The organism is Mucilaginibacter sp. P2_A5 (assembly GCF_056404995.1).
Genome location: NZ_JBFUCY010000002.1, coordinates 226,476 through 248,636, shown reverse-complemented (window position 1 = coordinate 248,636; position 22,161 = coordinate 226,476). Strand labels below are relative to the sequence as shown.

The window sequence follows — 22,161 nt, the reverse complement described above, 5'->3', positions numbered from 1 at the left end:
AAAACCTTTTAAATTATTTACCATGGCCATTTTATTGCCGAGAAAACCAACCCTTATTTGCCTGACAGTGCTGGGCCCCATTTGCGTGGCGGATGGCATTGTCAAAAAAAACACCCAGGAGATCCTGGCAATGTTGGCCGTATTCATATTTGCCGTAGTAACCCTGATTATGGACAGCAGAAAAAAGAAAAAGCTTATAAATAAAAATGGGCGGGATTATAGCAATCCCGTTAACCCAAACCGATAAACCTTAACAAAATATCATTATGCCGGATGAAAAAAACTTTTGGACCACCGTGCCGGGAATTATTACCGGCCTTGCTGCTGTAGTAACTGCGGTTACAGGTTTAATTGTAGCATTAAACGGGGCAGGTTTATTCAGCAAATCGGCGGCATCAAACAAAATATCCACCGAAACAAAACAAGAGGCAAAAAAAGAGGCCGACACTTTGCCGGTTAAAAAAGATGAACTACAAAAGCCGGTCGAAAACCTTAAGCCGGTATTTTCAATGAGCAGGGTAAAGATTGAAGACCATGAATATACAATCCTTACCTCATCGCTTGAAGCTATAACACCCCAAAGTAATTCGCTGGAAATTAAAATAAAATACAAAAACAACAGCAATTACTCGCCGGCTACATTTTGGAATGAGGGTTTTAGGCTTGCTATTGACGGGGCACTTACCCCGCCAACCGGCGAATTAAGTGAATTAGTGGAACGTCATGCGGAGAAGATTGCTGCCGTAACTTTTGAAGTGCCCAACAACACCAGGAGCCTTGCTTTACACATCCTTGATGTGGGAAAAGATATCGCCATCCCTATAAAACTGGAGCCCGATTGAACGCGGCATTCTTTTAAGCATTTTATAAAACTACAACAAGAAAATCTATAAATCTACCAGAAATGAAAACACTTCAAAAATACATTGCATTTACCTGCGGGCAAAACATCCCCAAAAGGTCCGGACAAAATGAGAACACAAAAATCATTGCCAAATCCACGTTTGCCGCCTTACTTATGTGTGGCTTATTAATTACTTTGTACGGTTGCGGCAAACCGTCCAATAACCCTACTCCCCCCGTAGTAAATATCGCGGGCTGTACTATTACAAGTGACGTCGACGAGGCACTTGGACTCCGTAATTTTCAGTATGATGATAAAGGCCTGCTTACAAAGATGATAGCGCCCAATTACTTTTACGGACCCTTCGTCAGAACTATTACATCTTCTAAAGTTACTGACACTTTTACCGGTTATAACGCTTCCTATAGTAATATTGGTGGCAACGGGAATATTTATGATGGTAACCCTGGATCTATATACCAAACATCAGTAGGCACTTTGTATCAATTAAAATATGATGCAAAGAAACGACTGGTTTCGGTATTTGTACCGATGCCGGCCAATGGTTACTGGCAAAACACTTTTTTTACAATTTACAGAGCTGATCTCAATTTTACCTATGACGCCAATGACAACCTAACAAAAGTAAAAATTGTAAGAAATTACAAGGAAGAGGTCAAAGTTCCGCAAACCGGCCAGACCCGGATTGATTCTATGCAATTATCTGATGAAGAGCTGAATATAACTTATGACAATAAGCCCTCGCCATACACGGCTATCTCCAAATATTGGGAATTTATAGGTCCCTATTTTCTTAATTTTAAGATATATAGCTTAGACCTGGTTCGTTTTTGGGCAAATGCCTGCGCAATTATGAGTAAAAATAACCCGGTTAAAATTACCGGGAAACTGACAAGTAACGACGCCTTGCCACCTAATACCATTAACTCAACCATTACCTACCAATACAATGAGAAGAATTTCCCGGTTAGCATGGCACTTAATGGCTCGGGCATAAACGCTTTTACTTACAACTGCAAATAGGCCCGGTTAACGCAGGTACTGTATGTTAGGTAATGATGCCGTGCTTGTATGTGACAGGGAATAAGTTAGCGTGGCTGTAACCCATTTCGTTCTAAAGAAAAGATTAGTTAACGGTTATTTATGTGTTCGGTTAAGTATGCAACAAAATCAAAAGGATTTGCAACAAACGCGAAAGTCCTTTTCCGCCTATTTATGTCTCTTTGGGTTCCCTGTCAGGCTTCCCCGTGGTTAACAGGGTCCGATTAATAATTAAACAACAAATACCTACTACCTATGAAAAAAATTTATAAATCCGGTATTTGCCGCTTTGCGGTGAATGCGTTAAAATTTACCCAATTAATTGCGGTTGCCGGCTTGCTGCTTTTTGCCGGCTGTAGCAAAGACTCGCCTTCTGTAACTAAAACGGACACCAAGACCGATCCGGGAACCGGAACCGACGCTGATACCCTTGCTGCCAGCAAAGTTGCTGTAGCTGCTTTAGATGATGAAGTAAATGCCTTTATGACCACATATAACGTGCCGGCAGTATCTGTAGCTATCACCAAAGGAGAAAAATTGGTTTATCTGAAAGCCTATGGCACAAGCGATAAATCTAAGGGTACCAAAGCTTTGATCAGCGATCGCTACCGTTTAGCCAGCCTTTCAAAGCAGTTTACCTCGGTGGTTATAATGAAATTGCTTGATCAGGGTAAAATAAAGCTGAACGACAAAGTATTTGGCGATGGCGCGCTTTTAGGTAAAACCTATGGCACAAAGGCCTACGGTGCGCATATTGCCGATATTACGATTGATGAACTGTTGCATCATACATCCGGAGGCTGGGGTAACGAAGTGAACGACCCGATGTTCAGTAACCCAACATTGACAGCTGCACAACTCATCACCTGGACGTTAGATAACCGCCCGCTTGACCATGTGCCGGGCACAAACTATGATTACTCGAACTTTGGTTATTGCATATTAGGCCGCGTCATAGAAAAAATTACAGGGCAAACCTATGAAGAAGCTGTGAAAACATTGGTATTGACACCTATCGGCATTACAGATATGACCATTGGCGGTAATACACTTGCACAAAAACTACCAAAAGAAGTTACTTATTACGGCCAGTATGGCGAAGATCCTTATGCAATGAATGTAAGCCGGATGGACTCGCACGGAGGATGGGTTGCCACAGCCGCCGACCTGGCCAGGTTTCTGGTTTATATTGATAAATTTCCGGTACGTACGGATATTCTTACACCATCAACCTTAAATATAATGTATACCGGCTCAACAGCCAATGCAGGTTATGGGTGCGGTTGGGGTATTACAGGCAATAACTACGCTCATACGGGAAGTCTGCCCGGTACAGCTACAGAACAGGCCCGGCTGGATAACGGGTTTAACTTTGTGATTTTGACTAATACCCGTAGTTGGAAAGTCAACTTCGACTATGATTTAGACCAGATATTCTGGAAGGCCTACGCCAAAAATCCAACCTGGGCCGCTGACGATTTGTTCACTAAATAAGCCGCGAGGCACGAGTGCAGGAAACAACATGGGTTTGAACGCGTAGGCCGCCAACTGATATACTAAAAGCGTTTTAAGTTTAAATTAACAGGTTATGAAAGTTAGTGGTTTTAAGTTAATAGTAGTTTGTTTGTGCTGGCTGTATGGTTTTAAAGCCTACAGCCAGCAAACAGACACTGCCCAGGAAAACACGCAGATAAGGCAGCTCGTTAAAAATTATGAAGACGCCTGGAACCGCCACGATGCAAAAGGCCTTGCCGATAATTATACCGTTGATGCCACCTGGGTAAACTGGTTTGGCGCTCATTATAAAGGGCGGGATGATATTCAATTTCACTATCAGCAAGTACATACCACGTACTTTAAATCCACGCATTACTATACACGTGCAGTTGAAGATATCACCTACCCATATCCTGACCTGGCTATATCACATGTACGTACCGGCTTAGATGGCGACGAGCGTTTTCCCGGCCAAACGTTTGAGTTCCGGAGAATGATAGTACTGGTAAAACGCGATGGTTCCTGGAAGATACTTGCCGGGCAAAATGCTAAACTGGAAAAAGGAATAAAATAATTGAGATGTATAACAATTCTACTTCATTTAAACAAAAACTGAGCCGGGCATACCTATGGCTTGTTCCACCGGTAACCATGGTTATTGCTTTTGGCATAGGTTCGGTAAGTTATAAATTTTATTTACCCGTTTGGGGTTTAAATGCCTGTCTGATGATCTTCTCCGCATATCATCTCGGTGCGCACCGGCTTTGGAAACAAGATGGAACAGGCAGGCAACAGGTTATTACCGCGCTGTTACTATTTATACCATGGTTGTTATTCTCCATCTTTGCTGGCATGGGGCCGCCGCCCTCGTCATTGCAGGGCTGGGTTAACTCCGCTGCCGAACAGCAAACCCGCTACACCATCCTTATAGCAGGCGGCATTTTACTTTTGTTGGGTGCCGCCCTGCTGAAAACGCGGCTACAAGAAGCAGGGGAAAACCTGTATTCGGTATTAGCATTTGCAGCGCTGAGCATAGCAATGCCCCTGTTTATTATCAATATGGCATTCTGGGGTTATTACCTTACCGATGCTTTCCGGCTGTTTGCTGCAAGCCCGGCCGCAAAACGCCCGGATTTGTACAGTGCCATAAAGAGTTTATTTTATGTGATCAGCGTGGCCGAAGTTGTATTGATTTACCTGGGTACTCTCCTTTTTGCGGTGGCGCTCAAAATAACAGGCTCACTCAGTAAACCTGCATCCCGTTGGTATGTGGGCTGTAGTTTAATTGCTATTTTGTTGGAACTAATACCTCCGTCCTGGCCAGAGCCTTTTGGTACAGCAGGCTACCTGGTGGCTATTCCCGCCATTCCTTTTGTAATGTATTACCTTATTGGCGTCCATTTATTAAAAACAGCTTAATGCTGAATTGGATTTGCATTAGCAAGCCATCATATTTAAACCAATTAAGTTGACCCCGTTGTGCGAAGTCGGAGAAATCGAACTACCAAGCCTGTAGCCGGAGACTACTGGATAACAAAAACAAACAATCAACATCAGTGATCCCATCAATACCGGAATAATTAGATGCGCTTGAATAGATGTAATCTTCGGCGCATAAACCAATCCTGTATGTCCTAACGGGATTTTGACGAATATAGCCGATCTTTTGTTGTGCTACCGCGGGTGAAAACAGTTTGATAAAATGGTTATCGTTCAACCTGAAAACACCGGCCGCAGGCTGAACAGCTGCTTTGCATAGCGCTGAGCCTGCAATATCCTTTTTTCGCGTAAGGGATAGCAACGAATACCGGCCTCGCGCCTAATGCCCGCAGGCGTATAAGTGTATAGCCCGACCCGACCAAAGGAGGGTTACGCCATAATTCATAGTATTTCTACATAGCCATCCGTCCCATTCACCCGGATGCGCTGCCCGTCTTTAATCAGCCGGGTAGCATGCTCTACCCCAACAACTGCCGGCAGGCCGTATTCCCGGGCGATAACCGCGCCATGGGTCATCAGTCCGCCAACTTCGGTTACCAGGCCTTTGATGGATACAAACAAAGGTGTCCAGCTGGGGTCGGTAAATGTGGTGACTAAGATATCGCCATCTTCCAGGCTGGCGTTTTCCATTTTTAAAATGACACGTGCCCGGCCTTCTATAAGCCCCGACGAGACAGCCAGGCCGGCAATGGCCCCGGCCGGGAGGTGCTCCTTTTTGTACTTACCTGCACCTATCTCGCCATCGGATGTGATAACCCGCGGCGGGTTTAATTTTTCATTTAATTTGTGTTCGTCTTTTCGTTGGTTAATAAGCTGGTAATCCAGTTTATTGATGCGCACCACTTCGTGAAATTCCTTAAAACTGAGGTAGTAGACATCTTCTTTGTCATTAATAACCCCGGCCGCCACCAGTTTTTCGGCTTCCCGCAGTAACGCCTGCTTATAAACAAAGGAGCGGCTAATTATGCCATATTTTGGATATTCACGATAACCGGCGAAATTGCGGAGCAGGCTGATCATTTGTTTTGTCTCATTGGCTTTTTGTTCGCCATCCGGCAATTGCTTTAACTGGCTTAATAATTCCTCTTCTTTTTTCAAAGCTTCCTGTCGCCCCTGCTCAAACTTGCGTTTACCGGCGCCGGGCCCAAAGTTTTTGATATTACCAAGGATGATGGGGATAAGCGCCCCCGGGTTTTCGCTCCAGCGGGTTTTGGTAATATCTATCTCGCCGGCGCAGCGCATTCCATATTTATCCAGGTAAGCATAAATAGCATCCCACGCTTCTTTTCCGCCCTCAATCTCAAACAGGCCGCCCAAAAAGTTATCATCCTTTGCCTGTTGTAAATATTCAATCACTTTGGGATAGGGCCTTATCACATCGGCGACGTTCAATAACTCCAGGCCCATTTCTGATGTAATATTATTGGGAGCAGACTGGGCAAGCGTATCTGCCGCGTTTTTTTCGCCCAGCCATTTTTTGATGTTTTCATTAATCCACGTTGAAGCATCTACAGAAGCCATAATTGCGCTCATGTTTTGCGGTACGAATAAGTTTTTCTTTGATTGCTGGCCATCTTCGAGGATAAAATCAAATAAGTCGGCCCCCGATTTTGTTTGAATGTTATCTTTTAACTCGTTTACCGATAGCTGGTTGCTTTTGATCAAATCAGCAACGATAGCTGGATCGTTTTTGATTTGCGCCTGGATATCCGCGAACGATTTACCTGCACTACTTTTAACAGGGCGCGGTTCTTCTTTGCCGGTTTGTGCCGGTTTTATAAAATCGCCTCGTTCTACAATGGTTACAACCGCGTCTTTTATGAGCGGATCGTGTTCGCCCATGGCATCTATTATCATTTTTTGGCCAAGGGGGGTACTTAAGTTATCCGTAATATCAACAAACAATCTTCCGCCGGCTTTAAACATCGGCCTGAAAGCGGTTAACTGCCATAACGATAATCCCAACGGTTTCATCGCATCGGTCATCATTTGTTGATGGCCGACAGATATATAAACACGGTTTCCTGGTTCACTGCTTTCGGGGATTGGGTACAGGGTAGTAATTGGCCTGCTTTGTACAATATAAAATGTATCATCAGTTAAACACCATTCAATGTCCTGGGGGCTGCCAAAATGTTCTTCTATCTTTCTGCCGATGCGTTCCATCTGTAAAATTTGCCCGTCTGTTAACGCCTGGCTGTTCTGGCTCTCCGGCTCAATCTCCTGTTCCTGGGTGCCGCCCCCTTTCTGGGCGACAACGGCCAGTTTTTTGGCAGATATTTTTTTGCCTGTGATATGGCTGTTGCACACTTTGTAATTATCGGCATTCACCAGGCCCGATACCAGGGCCTCGCCAAGCCCAAAGCTGGCATCAACAGATAACACCTTCCTGTTACCGGTAACAGGATCGGCAGTAAACAAAATCCCCGCAGCCTGCGGGAAAACCATTTGCTGAACAACCACCGCCAGCTGCACTTTACGATGATCGAAACCATTTTGGATGCGATAAATTGCAGCCCTATCGGTAAACAGCGAGGCCCAGCATTTGCTGATATGTTTCAGGATGGCTTCCTTGCCTATCACATTCAAATACGTATCCTGCTGGCCGGCAAAGGATGCTGTGGGCAGGTCCTCGGCTGTAGCGCTTGACCGTACAGCAAAGGCTTCCTGTCCGCCGAACTTTGCCAGGTGCCCGGCAATCTCCTGTGCTATCTCTCCCGCAATAACTATCTCCTCTATAACCTCGCGAATCTTCGAGCAGACGGTGTTGATGCCTTCCTGTTCATCGGCCTTAAAACCCTCTAATTCATCCAGCAGGCCATTTAGCTCTGGGTTATTCCCCGTTATTTTTTTATACGCTTCGGTGGTAACACAAAAACCCTCCGGCACGCGGATCCCCTCAATCCGGCAAAGATCGCCCAGGTTTGCGCCTTTGCCCCCGGCAAGCATGATCATTGATCTGTCTGCCTCCTGGAAACTGAGCACATATTTGGGTGCATTGTTTGTTGAATTAAGGTTGTTTTGTAGTATCAGCATAATGTATATTTTGAGATATGCACCCAAAAATATAAGGTATCAGGTATCAAAATGCTGTTTTTTGACTATAAATTTTTTCGCGCAATAATCATTTAAACAGGGCGTTATCCTTACAAACAAGGGGTTGCGGAGCCGCGCTATCTGCCAGCTTTTGGTGCCGGGTAATGACCGTTTTTTTCTTTTGGGGGATTGGACAGCGACGCGATGGCCCGTAAAAGATAAACCGAAAGCTGTTAAATAATCACTCACAACTCCCGGCCTCAACTTAGTCACGTTTATTAAACCTATATACCTATGATCAAAACTTATTTTAAACTCGCCTACCGCAATTTAATTAAGGACAAAGCTTATTCTGCACTCAATATAGTTGGTTTAGCCATTGGCCTGGCTTCATGCATACTGATATTACTTTGGGTGCAAAGCGAATTAAGTTACGATAAGTTTCATAAAAACGCAGCACAGTTATACCGGGTTACCTGGGATGTTGACGGCCTTACCCTGACGGCGGCACCTACAGGAATGGCGGCCGCCATAAAGGCGCAAATGCCGGCGGTTAAAAACATTGTCCGTGTAGACGCCCTGGACAGAAGTCACCTGTTTGAAGCCAATAATAGAACGTTTGTAGAAAACAAGCTAATTTATACGGACGCTAATTTTCTGGATGTGTTTTCGTTTCGCCTTATAAAGGGCGATAGGACGACGGTGCTAAAACAAATAGACGGCGTTTTAATAACCGAAGCAACGGCAAAAAAATACTTTGGCAATCAAAACCCAATTGGCAAGTTTTTAAAAAAGGATAAAACTGAAAATGTAATGGTAACCGGTGTTTTAGCCAACGCTCCGGTTAATTCGCATTTGCAATTTGACATGATCATGCCGGTGGCCGCTTTGTTTAAGGAAATTCCAAAGGTAGCATCACTACAGTGGGAAGTGCCTTTTTTTCATACCTATATTCAGTTATCCGAAGGTGCTGATCCGGCTATGGCTATGCCAACGCTGGAAAACCAGGTGCTCCAGATTTATCATCAGCATGAGCCGCAAATTAAAAGCGCGTTCCATCTGCAGCCCATTACTCAAATTCACCTTTCGCCAACCGTGGAAATGGGGACGCCGGGGCATGGGAATTTGCTTTATGTAAGAATCTTTTTTATTGTGGCTATTTTGATACTTGCTGTTGCCTGCATCAACTTTATGAACCTGGCTACCGCGCGCTCGGCCCGCAGGGCCAAAGAAATTGGCTTGCGAAAAGTGGCGGGAGCGCACCGCATCCAGCTGATCTTCCAGTTTTTAAGCGAATCGGTGTTCATTGCTTTTTTATCGCTATTCCTTGCGCTTTGTATAGTGGTTTTATTCCTGCCGGTATTCAATGATCTGGCAGGGAAACAACTTTTTGTTAATCTGGCCGATGCAACGCTTTGGTTAAGTCTTTTGGGTATAGCCTTATTTACCGGGGTAATATCGGGCAGCTACCCTGCCTTGTTCTTATCGGGCTTCAATCCTGTTAATGTGCTAAAGGGCAATGTAAAATCGATGGGCGGCAATTTACTTTTCCGCCATAGTTTAGTGGTTACCCAATTTGTTGTTTCGGTTGTATTGCTGATAGGCACGATGGTTATTTACAAACAGCTTAAATATATTAAAGATAGGAACCCGGGCTTTAACAAAGCCAATCTTTTGTATATGAATGTTGAGGGAGGCATGGAAGATAAAGAATCGCTATTAAGGAGCGAATTAAAACGAAACCCGCTCACCGGTGATTTTGCCATTACCAGTGAATTGCCCGTGAACCCAGAGGCCGGGGCACTGGCATTATGGCCAGGCAAAGATCCGCGAATTTTAACCGATCCGATCCCGATATTGGCCGTAAGTGAGAATTTCCTTAATTTATTTAAGATCAAGTTAACGGCGGGTCGCTTTTTTTTGGAATCAATTACTACCGATTCCGGTAACTGTGTTGTTAACCAAAAAATGCTGAAGTTAATGGGCATATCCAATGCCCGGGCAGCGATAGGTAAGCAGTTTAAATTGGGCCGTAATTCAAGTACAATTATTGGCGTAGTAAAGGATTTTAATTTTAAACCGGTTCAGACAGCCATAGAGCCGTTGATCCTTTCTCTAACCAGGGGTGGCGGTATAGTAGTGATCCGTACAAAACCCGGCGCTACCCCGGCAACCATAAACGCATTAGAAAAAATAAGCAAAGAGCTTAACCCGGGCTACCCGTTCAGCTTTAATTTTGTCGACCAACAAATGGCTAATCTTTACCATAGCGAAGAACAAATGGGCAATATTTTTAAACTGTTTGCTGCCATCGGTATTTTTATTTCCTGCCTTGGTTTATATGGTTTATCTGCCTTTATAGCCGAACAGCGAACCAAAGAAATTGGCGTGCGTAAAATATTGGGCGCATCTGTTTTTAACGTGGTATATTTATTATCCTCGGGAATAACAAGGCTTGTTCTAATAGCCATTTGTATAGCGTTGCCCCTTTCGTGGTATGCTGTACATGCCTGGCTGTCGGGTTTTGCCTACCACATTAATGTTAGCTGGCTCATATTTTTTGTGGCTGCTGCGGCCGCGTTAAGCATTGCCTGGCTCACGGTTAGTTACGAATCAATAAAAGCAGCAAGCGCCAACCCGGTAAGGAGTTTGAGGGCAGAGTGAAAGTAACTATTAAAAATCCCAACTATACAAAGCCTGAATATTTAACTTGCGTTTTGGAACAACTGTTCCAAAACGCAAAGTAATAACATAACATTCCGGGTGCAGTCCAAGTTTATTTAGAACGATCGTTCCAAATAGCCGGCCTCATATCGCCAATTGTTAATCGGCGGTAGTATGTGCCCTCTCCGGGGGCTCTTTTGGCTAATGCAAAAAAGCGGGCACTTATCTTCAATTATTTTTCGCAGTGCCTGTAACCTCTTTAAAAACCGTGTTGTCACAGCTTGCAAATACACCATTTAGGGTGTTTGAAAAAAAGAACTTTATTAACTTATTAAAACTTAAATAAAATGGATACCGGGAATTTAGGAATATTAGCAGGCATTGTTATTACCACGAGCTTTTTTGCAATGATCTTTGCCATAGTTTACTTACACAAACGCGAGCGCATGGCAATGATAGAACGTGGCATGGACCCACGGGCTTACAAGCCGCAATCTGCTCCTTACCAAAACTTAAAATGGGGCCTGTTGCTTGTTGGTGCTGGTGTAGGTTTGTTTTTAGCTTTCGTTTTAGATCACACCGTGTTTCGCAGCATATCTGACGACGATGTAGCAGCACTCTACTTTTCACTTATAGCCATATTTGGCGGCGGCGGCTTATTCATGTCATACCGCATAGAAAAAAAGGAAGTGCTGGATAAAGAAGATGCAAGGCTGGAGAAATAATTTTACACAATCAATTAACGCAAAAGGCCTGTCTGCTCAGCAGACAGGCCTTTTGCATTGGGCCAGGAACTATTTAAGCCGCAATAGCCCTTTTCTTAAATCGTGTCTTTATAGCAATAAACAGGATTAGCAAAACGGCAGCCCCGCTGCCGGCTACGGGTAGGTAATCGCCATGTATTACGTAAAAAGTAAGGTCGGAATTTAGGTTGATATCCTGTTTGATGGCTGTTTTGGTCCACCATTTGGTTTGCTGCACAATATCGCCGCGCTGGTTAATAAATGCTGAGATACCCGTATTGGCCGACCGGGCCACCCAGCGGCGGGTTTCAATGGCCCGCAGTTTGGCATAATCCAGGTGTTGGTCTTTACCAGATGTGTTTTCCCACCAGCCATCGTTGGTAATAACGGCTATAAACTGCGCCCCCTTTTTAACCGAGCGCGCAACATACGCCCCCCAGATAGATTCGAAACAAATCACCGGGTCGGCGCCTATCCCGCTTTGCGAATAGAAAACATCGGCATCTGCCTGGCTGCCATACGCCCCGGTGGCGCCGCCAAGATGCTCAAACACGGGCTTTAAAAACGACAGCGCTTTACCAAACGGCAATGATTCGGCCCCCGGCACCAGCCGCGATTTATGGTAAAATTGTACCTTATCCCCATTTTCGATATTCAATGCCGAGCTGAAGCTATCTGCAAATACGCCCGGCTGTTGCGTTTCGCTGGCTGTTGCTGTTTTGCGGGTATTGTATAACTTGTAGGTTTCGGCCCCGGTTAGCAGGTTTCCGTTTTTATAATTGCGCAAAAAAGCATGCGCCTGCCGGTAATATGGGTTTTGCTGAATCCTATCCTCATCTATATATTCGGGGATGGCAGTTTCGGGCCATAAAAAAAACTCAGTGTTGGGTTGTGCTATCTGTTTTGAAAGGCCGATCATAATATCAATTTGCCTGGCAGCGGGAATGGTGCCCTCTTTTTCATAGGGATCGATATTGGGTTGAACGGCAACAATGTTTGATGGATTGTTTTGCTCTGTGTAGTTATAATAAATGCATAACGATAAACCCATCGGCAAAACAATGGCCAGCACAAACCCGCTGACGAGCTTTAACCGGAGTTGTTTTGTTTGTGCCTCGCGCAAGCCAACATAAATTAAAAATGCCAGGATATTTACCACCCAAACCCAAATGGTGCCACCATAAACCCCGGTGTACTCATACCACTGGATCCATTGATGGCTTACCGCAAAGCCATTACCAAGCGTCATCCACGGGAAATTTAAATCCCAGCTTTGGTGCAGGTATTCATAACCTATCCACAGGCAAACCAGGCCGGCTAAGCCCCAACTGCGGCCGGTTAACAACCGCAGGCGATAATATAACCAGCAGGCAGTAGCCATTAGCAGTGGCCCTAATGAATAAGGTATTAGGGTAACCGGGATAGCTGCCAGGTTACCAACCTGTTTTAACGCGTTGTAAACCCAGTAGATAGATGCTGTGTTCCATATAAAAAAACCAATAAATGTGGTGTTAAAGATCTGTTTTCCTTTTTTTGCAGAGGTGGACTGGATAATGTTTTCCATTGCCAGCAGCATAGGCACAAAACCAATAAAAAGCAGGAATGTTGTATAAGGCGTTGGTGGCCATGCTATCCACAATAACAAACCGGAGAGTATGGCTAAGGGAAGCTTTTTTTTCATTAATATATATCAGGGAGTTCTATTTGAAGGTATCGCCCGGGTTTGCAAATTTATCGGCATTATATTTTTCGGAGTTCCCTTTCGGGATAGATAAAGACTGCCATTTTGATCCGGCTATCATTTTCCCGATAAATACAATCTGGCCTATATGGTACGGATAATGGGCCAGCTGTCGGTTAATGGCATCTTCAATCCGGTGCGGCTCGTTACGGATTTTTACTGTTTTTTCCCAATCTTCGGCTGTTAGCGAATTTAGCGCGTTAAACAAACAATCCCAGCCCTGGTCCCAGGCGGTCATTACCTGTTCGCGGGTGTTAATGGTATCTTCAAATTCCGTATCGCGGTTTCGCCATTCTTTTTCACCATCTGTAATCAAAAAGTTAGTCCAGCGGGACAGCATGTTGCCCGATAGGTGCTTGATGATAATGGCGATGCTGTTACTTTCGGCATTAAACCGCCAAAACAAGTCGGCGTCGTTTAATTGCGTAAATGTTTTTTCGCCTAACTTTTTGTAATAGGCAAACTGCGTAATGGCACTATTTAAATAAACCTCCATATGCTATTCTTCGTCGTTATCGTCGTCTTTGTACTTGTTCTTTGTAGGCTTCGGCTCGGCCCCGGCCACACACATTACAAACTCGCCTTTTAGCGGATGTGTTTCAAAATATAATTTTATTTCGGCAACTGTTCCGCGCACGGTTTCTTCAAACATTTTAGTCAGCTCGCGCGATACGGAGATTAGTCTATCTGCGCCAAAATATAGCGCCATTTCGTCCAGCGTTTTCAATAAACGGTGCGGCGATTCATATAGTATGATGGTGCGCTCTTCTGTAGCCAAAAACTTGTAACGGGTTTGTCGCCCTTTTTTCAAAGGCAAAAAGCCCTCGAAACAAAATTTATCAGTAGGGAACCCCGAATTTACCAGCGCCGGTACAAACGCCGTGGCGCCGGGCAGGCACTCCACATCCAAATTGAACTTCAAAGCCTCGCGCACCAGGAAAAAACCCGGATCGGATATCGCCGGCGTACCGGCATCAGATATCAGCGCGATATTTTTCCCCTGCAGCAAAAATTTAATGATCTCATTTGACGACTGGTGTTCATTATGCTGATGGTGCGCAAACACCTTCTGGTGAATATCAAAGTGTTTTAACAGCGGTGCCGATGTACGCGTATCCTCGGCCAATATCAAATCCACCTCCTTCAACACGCGAAGCGCTCGAAGGGTGATGTCTTCTAAATTGCCAATTGGTGTGGGTACTAAATATAATTTGCCTGGCATTTCAGTTTGCAGTTAGTAGTTGTCAGTTCGCAGTTGATATTTTGCAGCAGGCATTGATTTGCTTGAAAAGGCATATCCGCCGAATCATGGAAAAAAACTGCAAACCGCACACTGCAAACCGCCAACTGATTATATCTTTGCCTAAAAAATAAAATAATGCTGCAAGTTAGTTATATCCGTGATAACAGGGAACAGGTTTTGGAACGTTTGGCTGTAAAAAATTTTAAACAGCCCGAACTGGTTGATGAGATAATAGGGTTAGATGACAAACGCCGGTCCACCCAAACCAGTATGGATAACGTTTCGGCCGAGGCCAATGCAGCATCAAAGCAAATTGGCGACCTGATGCGTGCCGGTAAAAAAGGCGAGGCGGAAGAAATAAAAGCCAAAACCGGTGCCTGGAAAGAAGACATCAAAAAATTTGGCGACCTGCTTGCTGCTACCGAAGAAGAACTTTATCAAAAGCTGGTATTACTCCCCAACCTGCCGCACACCTCGGTACCTAAGGGTTTAACGCCCGAAGAAAACGAAGTTGTTTTAGAGAATGGTGCTAAACCGGAATTGCCCGCCAATGCTTTGCCGCACTGGGAACTGGCCGCAAAATATAACCTGATTGATTTTGAACTGGGTGTTAAAATAACCGGTGCTGGTTTCCCTGTTTATAAAAATAAGGGAGCTAAACTACAGCGCGCGCTTATCAATTATTTTATTGACGAAGCCGAAAAAGCAGGGTATGGCGAAGTGAGCGTACCGCTAATGGTTAATAAAGATTCTGGTTTTGGAACCGGGCAACTACCCGATAAAGAAGGACAGATGTATTTTGTAAATGAGGACGAGCTATACCTGATCCCCACTGCCGAGGTACCTATCACCAACATCTTCCGCGACGTAATATTAAAGGGGGATGATTTACCGGTTAAACATTGCGGGCACACGCCATGTTTCCGTCGCGAAGCCGGCTCTTATGGTGCGCATGTTCGTGGGCTAAACCGCCTGCACCAGTTTGATAAGGTAGAGATTGTACAAGTGGTGCATCCTGATAAATCATACGAAACCCTGGAGCTAATGAGCGCTCATGTACAGGGCTTGTTACAACATCTTGGCTTACCATACCGCGTGCTACGCTTATGCGGCGGCGATATGGGTTTTGCATCGGCTTTAACTTATGATATGGAAACCTGGAGCGCGGCACAACAACGCTGGCTGGAGGTATCATCCGTTTCAAACTTCGAGACGTTCCAGAGCAACAGGCTGAAACTGCGTTTCCGTAATGCCGAAGGCAAAACACAATTGGCGCATACGCTCAACGGAAGTGCGTTGGCTTTGCCACGCATTGTTGCTACTTTATTAGAAAATAACCAGACTGAAAAGGGGATTAAAATACCAGAGGTATTGGTACCTTATACGAAGTTTGAGTGGATTGATTAACTTCTTGCAACATTGTAAATAATGTCATTGCGAGCGCAGCGCGGCAACCTCATCGCCAACAGATTTAAAGCGCTTGCAATGACATTTATCCATAGCACTCTTATTACTGCCATAGCACTTACGCCCTTTTGTCATTGCGAGCGATAGCGTGGCAATCTCGTCGCCAAACCAGGCTAATATGCAGGTCAAACAGCTAATCATACCACCCATCGCTCAAGTCACTCCACGATGAATTAAGGCCCACAATCAAATCAATTTTCTTTTGCCGGGAGCCCGCTTTTAATTGTTTCTCCCGCGCAATAGCGTCCTGTATCCATTGAAATTCTTCGTAATAAACCAACTTGTCGCATTTATATTGAGCGGCGAAGCCATTATTAACTTTTTGCTTATGTTGTGCAATGCGGCTTTGCAAATCGTTGGTGACGCCAATGTAGAAGACCGTATTGGCTTTATTTGATAAGATGTAGATATAGTATTCGTGAACCTTCATGATTGATATGCATGGCGGCCTGGGCTGGCGACGAGGTTGCCACGCTGCGCTCGCAATGACAAGTGGGTAAATTTATTTGCTAACTTGATGCTTTTACCAGCAAAGGCATAACAGGGGCGTCGAAAATATTGGTAAAAGCATTTACAAAGCCGCTGCTCTTTTCGGTCTTATTAAAATCTTCGGGATAAAAAATGTAATCAACCCCCAGTACTTTTAAAAGGCTATCAACCTTGGTATGCTCCTTTTGCTTGTAACAGCAAATTTTTATTTTATTGTAAGCGGGGTTTGATTGTAAACGGCGCAATATCTTTTCGATGTCGGCGTTTAGATGATCATAGTCAAAAATTACCAGGTTGGGTTTCTGCTCGTGAATGGACGGAAAAATATGACTTGTTGACGAAATATGTTTAAATTGTTTATTGTTCGGCAATAACTCAACCGAAAAAGTATCGGGAGCAACCAATAGCACATTTTTAGACCGTACTCGGATCATGATCAATCAATTAAGGGGACTTAAAAGTAATTTTTAAAGTGCACTTTGTCAACAATTTATTGCTTATTTTAAAAAAATAATGCAAAAAAGTATAGTTTGTTGCGAATTTAATAGGCTGACAGACACATGGTTTCTTTGGGGTTAAATTTCTTAATTCAAAAAGCGACCCGCGGTTGTCATCGCAGCTTATACGGCAGGAAACAGGAAATGTTACCGCGGGCCGGTTGGTTTTTACAATGACTTTGGGGAGACGGATTTAAACTATCCGTTTTGCATTATCCTTCACAAATGTATCCCAGCCCGAGTATGATTTTTTACTGCCCGAAGCCGATTTTGTGGCGGTACCCATTCTTTGAAAGGAATGGCAAACAGCCACAGCCAGGCCGTCGGTTGCATCTAAAAAATCGGGGGTTTCTTTAAACTTTAGCAAGTTTTGTAGCATGGCGGCAACCTGCTCTTTAGTAGCATTTCCGTTGCCGGTTATTGATTGTTTTATTTTGCGGGGGGCGTATTCGGTAATATCTAAGTTGCGCGATAGCGCAGCCGCAATAGCCACACCCTGCGCCCTACCCAGTTTAAGCATTACCTGGATGTTTTTGCCATAAAAGGGCGCTTCGATAGCCAGGCAGTCTGGATTGTAATTATCTATGAGGGCAACGGTTTTTTCAAAGATGCGTTGCAGCTTGAGCATATGGTCGTCAAGCTTTTCCATCTTTACTACACCAAGGGCAATAAGTTCTATCCTGGGACCGGTTTCTTTCACCAGGCCGTAACCCATAACGGCTGTTCCGGGGTCGATCCCTAAAATAATACGCTCTTTTGTGCTGGCCTGCTGCATACCCCTCAAAGGTAACCAATCAAAGCAAACTATCGTGCAAAATGGCTATATATTGCTCCCGCGATATCATGCGCGCACCCATAGATTCCAGGTGGCTGGTATGTACCTGGCAATCTATCAGTTTAAATTTTCCTGTCCCGCACAAATATATCAACGCCGTTTTTGAAGCGTTGCTAACACGGCTAAACATGCTTTCGCCACAAAAAACACCGCCAACCCATACGCCATATAAGCCGCCAGCCAAAGCACCATCCTCCCAAACTTCAACAGAATGCGCATAGCCTTCATGATGTAACTTAATGTAAGCCGCTTCCATGTCGCTGGTAATCCAGGTGCCGTCCTGCCCTTCGCGCGGCGCGTTTGAGCAGGCCTTTATCACATCGGCAAAGCAAGTGTTGGTTGTAACCCCAAACCGGTTTGAACGCAGCACCTGGCGCATCGACTTGGAAATTTTTAATTCATCGGGATACAGCACAAAACGTTCATGGGGCGAGTACCACAGGATAGGCGAATCGTCGCTATACCAGGGGAAAATACCGTTTTGGTAAGCTAACAACAGCCGCTGGGTTGATAGGTCGCCACCTACAGCCAAAAGCCCGTCTGGTTCGGCCAGACCGGGCTCCGGAAATAGTAAACGTTCATCAAGCCTGAATATCATCGGGCGCAAATTTAAGCTTTGCGGCGTATCACCAGTTTTTTATTTTGCGCTTTGGCAATGGCATCAAAGTAGGCCTGCATTTCGTTGTATTTGACAGCAGGGATTACATGGTTGGTTAAATTAAACAGGGCGATACTTTTTACCTGCTTCTTAGCTGCATCGTAACTGTACTTGATATCATAATTGCCATAGCTGAATTTTAAACTTTGATTTGTCGGTAAGGTTTCAACCTCAAAATCTACAGGTAAATCGATAATGGTAACACATGATTTTTGAACCGGGCTGTTAAAGTAATAGTTGGTAGTCCTTTTTTCCTGGTCTGGAATGGTAACATCCCACAATGAAAAAGCAAGAGGCCTGTAAAATTGTTTATCGCCGCTGGCCATGTCGCAAAATTTATCGTATTCCAGTTCAAGCGTTACGTCTTTTATGCCGTTCCTGTCGTTTGATGGATTGTAATTAAAAACAGAGGGCTGTTTAATGTGGAGCTCTTTAAGCAAATACTGTTTTTGTTCATCTGTTTTATAATTTGGCAGGCGGTCTACAAACATACGCCTGTACTCTCCTGAGCTTAAAATTTTAATAACTGCTTTAGCTCCGCCATCTGCATCTAATGTAAGATGAACTTCACTATCGAAGGTATTGTCTGCGGCTTTACTTTTGGGAGTGCTTACCAGCTTTCCGCCATCTTCAGTAATCAGCAGGGCATTCCGGTTTTCGGTAAATGGGCCAAGCTTGCCAAACGCGGTGGTGCTGCTGGTACATTCAAGCCAGGTAGTATCATTCTTAAAGGGGATACACAAAATGGCATGATTAAACGAGTTATTAGGAAATGCCTGGTCAACCGGTTCTGCGTTATTGCCGGCCCTTATAACGGCATAATATGCATTAATATTAACAGCCTTTAATAACGAAAACATGTAATTTGAAAGCGCTTTACAATCGCCATATTTTTTTTGATCAACAAAAGTGGCCGCAAATGGCTTGAAGCCTCCAATCCCTAATTGTATGCTAACATACCGCATACTTTTTTGCATATAGTTATACAAAAAACGGGCTTTGTCTTTGTCGGTTTTAATGGTATCGGTCATCTTCTTTACCTCCGCAATGCGCTCGGGGCTTAATGTGCAAACGTCATCATTTAAAGCCTTTATCCAGTTACCAAATGATTTCCAGGTGGTAAAATCGCCGGGATAACCAAAGCAGTCAAATGAGCTTGTTGCAAACGTTATTTTGGGTAATATATTCCAGGACAAAACATGCTCTTCCTTTTTTATAGCCTTAATATTTTTTACGGTCCAGGTATAGCTCTCCAGGCCGTCTTGCGTTCCTTTAACCGGCATAACCGAGCAATTACTGTTTTTATACCTGAAACCTATGGCGGGGTTATAAGCAATCTTGTATGATGACGACTGCACAGATTGTTCTACCTTATCCTGAATGTACCAGCTACCTATGCCAATGAAGCTGCTTATATCTTCTTCGTATTTCACCTCAATTGTAATGGGATACGAGGCTATGGCGTGTTTTATGGCCAAAAAGCGCTCATCAGTAACTATTGTTTCGTCGTTTGAGGCCGATCCGTCATACATGTCGCTTTTATGGTATTTTTTTAGTGACACGCCAAGTGCATTATAAATATGCATTTCGAGACCCGAGTAAGAGTCATATTTTTTGTTGTAACCCATTTCGAGGATTGCCTCATTGTCTCCTTTTTCGTTAAGGATGGTAATGATGCTATGGTGTTTTGATACCATTTTGCCAGGGCCTTTAACAATAACCTCATCGCTTGAATACCTTAACACAGAGTTAGCATCCTCTTTCAAAGAATCTGGAATAGTAGCAGCGATGTATAAATCTTTAGGAATGTTTTTATCCTGGCTATAACTGTTGGTGTATAGTGCGCATAAGGACACCGCAATTAGCAGCAGCCTGGTATAATATTTAATAAACATAATTTTATCAGCCTTTTTTAAGTACAATCTGTTCGTTAAGCATATCATACATCTTTTTACAGAATTCACGGAACTCGGGGTAATTCTCTTTAAAATACATCGATTTTTTATGATCGATGCTAAAGCGCACCATTACCGAGCCTTCCTGCTCAGCAACCATGCGTTTAAAGGTAACAGTGCCATCCGGAATGGCCATGCTGATGCTTTTGGGCAGGGCGTCAATTTTATACCCTGTTGGGATTTTAAAAATGCCGGTTATGGCGTAGTTGTCCCGGTAACCGAAATCAATGTCGGTAAAGCGGTCTTCGGCCAAAAACGGGTTGGTTTTAAGACCGGTAAATAAGTTTGGATTAAAATAGATGTAATTTTCATCGCTGCCCGTAAGGTCGAGGTTGAAGTTAAACTTCTGTCTTAACGGCAGGGTATCAACATCCATATCCTCAAAAGTAAGCCCCGATATTTTAAGGCTATTGTTGTCCTCTCGTAAATAGTCGTTATACTTTTTTTCACCATCTGTTTTATACTTTTTGGTATACCTTATTTTGTTATAGCTAAAGCTGCTGATATCGGCACTGCCGCTCATTTTGCCGTCGGGCTTAATTTCGGCATTCAATAAAACAATCTGGCGTACAGGCTCTGGTTCCTGCAAAAATGAGAGATCATATATCTTATTGGTATCATCAATATAAAAGCCAAACGAGTTTAAAAAATTATCGGGCACTTTGTTATAAAGATTGTATTTGCTGGTAGCATCAAGGGCGTAATATTTAGCACTATCAACAGGGATATAGGCTATCATGCTGTTAAACTGATAAATGCTTGGGTAGGCAGGATTTATGCGGCCGTTTTTGCGGGTGCTTACCATCATTGGGTAAACAGTTAATCCCGATTTTTTAAGCAGATGATAAAGCACGATATTTATTTCGGTAGAGTTTCCCGTTTTCTTTTCCCATGCTTTTGGGACACCATCGTACGAGTAATATCTATACGATTCATTCCATTTCATTGTGTTTTTGACCTCATTAAAAATGTATGCTATTTTTTCATCATCGGTTTTTAAGGCCTTTGCTTTATTGATGATGACTTCTTCGCCGGCAATTTTCCGGTTCAACTGCCCCCCGAAATCTTCGTCGTCAATCATGTTTTCACCTACCTTTTTCCAGGAGTCCTGGAAGTTTGGGTAAAAATAACCGGGGATATGGATGCTCAGCAGCTGGAAAAGAATACGCTCGGAATTATCATTGCGGGCGTCCATAAATGGTTCGTCTTTTAACGAAAGGATATTGGCAAGGGCTTCTGTATGCGTATTTGATGAGTTTGTTTTATCAACCACATAAGGCGAGTGAATGTTTGGTAACCTTTTATAAGTTAAGATGTCGGGTATCTTGGTGTTTAATTCACTATAACGGGTAGGCAAACTGTTTTGGAAATACCAAGAAGGAAAATCGTCCAGATAGGCACTGGTTAAGGTGTATTTAAACTCAATTATGCTTCCTGGCCTTACATTAGGAAACGCGAATACCATAGCCGAACGAACCTTGTCCTCAGCCTCGGTAAATATTTGTTTTTTATCAACCTTAATGATTTCAATGGCGCCATTGGTTAAATTGATGGTTTGTGCCTGCAACCCGGTAATATACTGTCTATGATTATAGCTGTAATATTCTATTCGGATGTTAGCTTCGTCCTTACCATTATCGTTAAAAATTTTGATGCGTTTATGCCTTTCGGTAACGATGTGGTATTGCGTATCAAAATAAGTGTCGCCTTTGTCAAAAAGAATTTCGGCATTGGCGTCGGGCTCAAAAGCGCATTTGGTCATCTCCAGGTCAGCTTTATCAACTTTGCCATAAGATTGAGCGGTTGGTATAGGGGTCGTAGTTTGTGCGTTTGCGATGATTGCTAAAGACCCCAGCAATAGCAGGGGAAGGATTTTGTTCATTTGTTGATAAGGTTTAATCAGCACGAATATAATAATACGAAAATGATT

At 43.8% G+C, this 22,161-nt stretch carries 20 protein-coding genes; 9 read left to right on the top strand and 11 right to left on the bottom strand.

The window, feature by feature from the left end; genetic code table 11:
* Positions 1-22 precede the first annotated feature (22 nt).
* The 6 genes from AC1DXF_RS02660 to AC1DXF_RS02635 all read left to right on the top strand — a co-directional run bounded on the left by AC1DXF_RS02660 (position 23) and on the right by AC1DXF_RS02635 (position 4,822).
* Positions 23-247: a hypothetical protein gene (locus tag AC1DXF_RS02660; protein ID WP_477445840.1), complete on the top strand. Its 225-nt coding sequence runs from the start codon at positions 23-25 to the stop codon at positions 245-247.
* A gap of 19 nt (positions 248-266) precedes the next feature.
* Positions 267-842, top strand: coding sequence for a hypothetical protein (locus AC1DXF_RS02655; RefSeq protein ID WP_477445838.1), 576 nt, complete (start codon positions 267-269; stop codon positions 840-842).
* A 62-nt stretch (positions 843-904) separates the two neighbouring features.
* The gene (locus AC1DXF_RS02650) at positions 905-1,888 is read left to right on the top strand and encodes a hypothetical protein (protein WP_477445836.1); all 984 of its coding nucleotides are present in this window, start codon (positions 905-907) and stop codon (positions 1,886-1,888) included.
* Between the two features lie 273 nt (positions 1,889-2,161).
* Positions 2,162-3,400 carry a serine hydrolase domain-containing protein gene (locus AC1DXF_RS02645; RefSeq protein ID WP_477445834.1) on the top strand — a complete coding sequence of 413 codons (1,239 nt, stop codon included), beginning with the start codon at positions 2,162-2,164 and terminating at the stop codon, positions 3,398-3,400.
* 94 nt (positions 3,401-3,494) lie between these two features.
* Entirely contained in the window at positions 3,495-3,977 is a 483-nt protein-coding gene (locus AC1DXF_RS02640) for a YybH family protein (RefSeq protein ID WP_477445832.1), read from the top strand.
* Between the two features lie 5 nt (positions 3,978-3,982).
* A complete protein-coding gene (locus AC1DXF_RS02635) occupies positions 3,983-4,822 on the top strand; it encodes a hypothetical protein (protein WP_477445830.1) in 840 nt (279 codons plus the stop codon).
* Positions 4,823-5,284: 462 nt separating this feature from the next.
* Here AC1DXF_RS02635 and ppsA read toward each other — a convergent pair whose 3' ends face one another.
* Positions 5,285-7,939 carry a phosphoenolpyruvate synthase gene (ppsA, locus tag AC1DXF_RS02630; protein ID WP_477445828.1) on the bottom strand — a complete coding sequence of 885 codons (2,655 nt, stop codon included), beginning with the start codon at positions 7,937-7,939 and terminating at the stop codon, positions 5,285-5,287.
* Between the two features lie 294 nt (positions 7,940-8,233).
* Here ppsA and AC1DXF_RS02625 point away from each other — a divergent pair, with 294 nt between their 5' ends.
* Both AC1DXF_RS02625 and AC1DXF_RS02620 read left to right on the top strand, forming a co-directional pair.
* Complete coding sequence (locus AC1DXF_RS02625) at positions 8,234-10,603, top strand: ABC transporter permease (protein WP_477445826.1); 2,370 nt, start codon at positions 8,234-8,236, stop codon at positions 10,601-10,603.
* 347 nt (positions 10,604-10,950) lie between these two features.
* Positions 10,951-11,328, top strand: a complete 378-nt coding sequence (locus AC1DXF_RS02620; protein ID WP_477445824.1) for a DUF6249 domain-containing protein — start codon at positions 10,951-10,953, stop codon at positions 11,326-11,328.
* Positions 11,329-11,401: 73 nt separating this feature from the next.
* On the opposite strand, the gene lnt is transcribed toward AC1DXF_RS02620, so the two are convergent.
* The 3 genes from lnt to rsmI are packed head-to-tail and all read right to left on the bottom strand — an operon-like array spanning position 11,402 to position 14,309.
* Complete coding sequence (gene lnt, locus AC1DXF_RS02615; protein WP_477445822.1) at positions 11,402-13,027, bottom strand: apolipoprotein N-acyltransferase; 1,626 nt, start codon at positions 13,025-13,027, stop codon at positions 11,402-11,404.
* A 19-nt stretch (positions 13,028-13,046) separates the two neighbouring features.
* Positions 13,047-13,583, bottom strand: coding sequence for a DUF1572 domain-containing protein (locus AC1DXF_RS02610; RefSeq protein WP_477445820.1), 537 nt, complete (start codon positions 13,581-13,583; stop codon positions 13,047-13,049).
* A gap of 3 nt (positions 13,584-13,586) precedes the next feature.
* A complete protein-coding gene (rsmI, locus tag AC1DXF_RS02605) occupies positions 13,587-14,309 on the bottom strand; it encodes a 16S rRNA (cytidine(1402)-2'-O)-methyltransferase (protein ID WP_477445818.1) in 723 nt (240 codons plus the stop codon).
* A 156-nt stretch (positions 14,310-14,465) separates the two neighbouring features.
* On the opposite strand from rsmI, the gene serS reads away from it, so the two are divergent.
* Entirely contained in the window at positions 14,466-15,737 is a 1,272-nt protein-coding gene (gene serS / locus AC1DXF_RS02600; RefSeq protein WP_477445816.1) for a serine--tRNA ligase, read from the top strand.
* A gap of 24 nt (positions 15,738-15,761) precedes the next feature.
* On the opposite strand, the gene AC1DXF_RS02595 is transcribed toward serS, so the two are convergent.
* From AC1DXF_RS02595 to AC1DXF_RS02565, 7 genes are all read right to left on the bottom strand, one after another.
* Positions 15,762-15,926 carry a hypothetical protein gene (locus tag AC1DXF_RS02595; protein ID WP_477445814.1) on the bottom strand — a complete coding sequence of 55 codons (165 nt, stop codon included), beginning with the start codon at positions 15,924-15,926 and terminating at the stop codon, positions 15,762-15,764.
* Positions 15,927-15,930: 4 nt separating this feature from the next.
* A complete protein-coding gene (locus AC1DXF_RS02590) occupies positions 15,931-16,227 on the bottom strand; it encodes a GIY-YIG nuclease family protein (RefSeq protein WP_477445812.1) in 297 nt (98 codons plus the stop codon).
* A 79-nt stretch (positions 16,228-16,306) separates the two neighbouring features.
* Positions 16,307-16,720 carry a hypothetical protein gene (locus AC1DXF_RS02585; RefSeq protein ID WP_477445810.1) on the bottom strand — a complete coding sequence of 138 codons (414 nt, stop codon included), beginning with the start codon at positions 16,718-16,720 and terminating at the stop codon, positions 16,307-16,309.
* 256 nt (positions 16,721-16,976) lie between these two features.
* Positions 16,977-17,558, bottom strand: coding sequence for a crossover junction endodeoxyribonuclease RuvC (gene ruvC, locus AC1DXF_RS02580; protein WP_477445808.1), 582 nt, complete (start codon positions 17,556-17,558; stop codon positions 16,977-16,979).
* Between the two features lie 19 nt (positions 17,559-17,577).
* The gene (aat, locus tag AC1DXF_RS02575; RefSeq protein WP_477445806.1) at positions 17,578-18,216 is read right to left on the bottom strand and encodes a leucyl/phenylalanyl-tRNA--protein transferase; all 639 of its coding nucleotides are present in this window, start codon (positions 18,214-18,216) and stop codon (positions 17,578-17,580) included.
* Between the two features lie 11 nt (positions 18,217-18,227).
* Positions 18,228-20,171, bottom strand: a complete 1,944-nt coding sequence (locus AC1DXF_RS02570) for a DUF3857 domain-containing protein (RefSeq protein WP_477445804.1) — start codon at positions 20,169-20,171, stop codon at positions 18,228-18,230.
* A 7-nt stretch (positions 20,172-20,178) separates the two neighbouring features.
* The gene (locus AC1DXF_RS02565) at positions 20,179-22,113 is read right to left on the bottom strand and encodes a DUF3857 domain-containing protein (RefSeq protein WP_477445802.1); all 1,935 of its coding nucleotides are present in this window, start codon (positions 22,111-22,113) and stop codon (positions 20,179-20,181) included.
* Positions 22,114-22,161 lie beyond the last annotated feature (48 nt).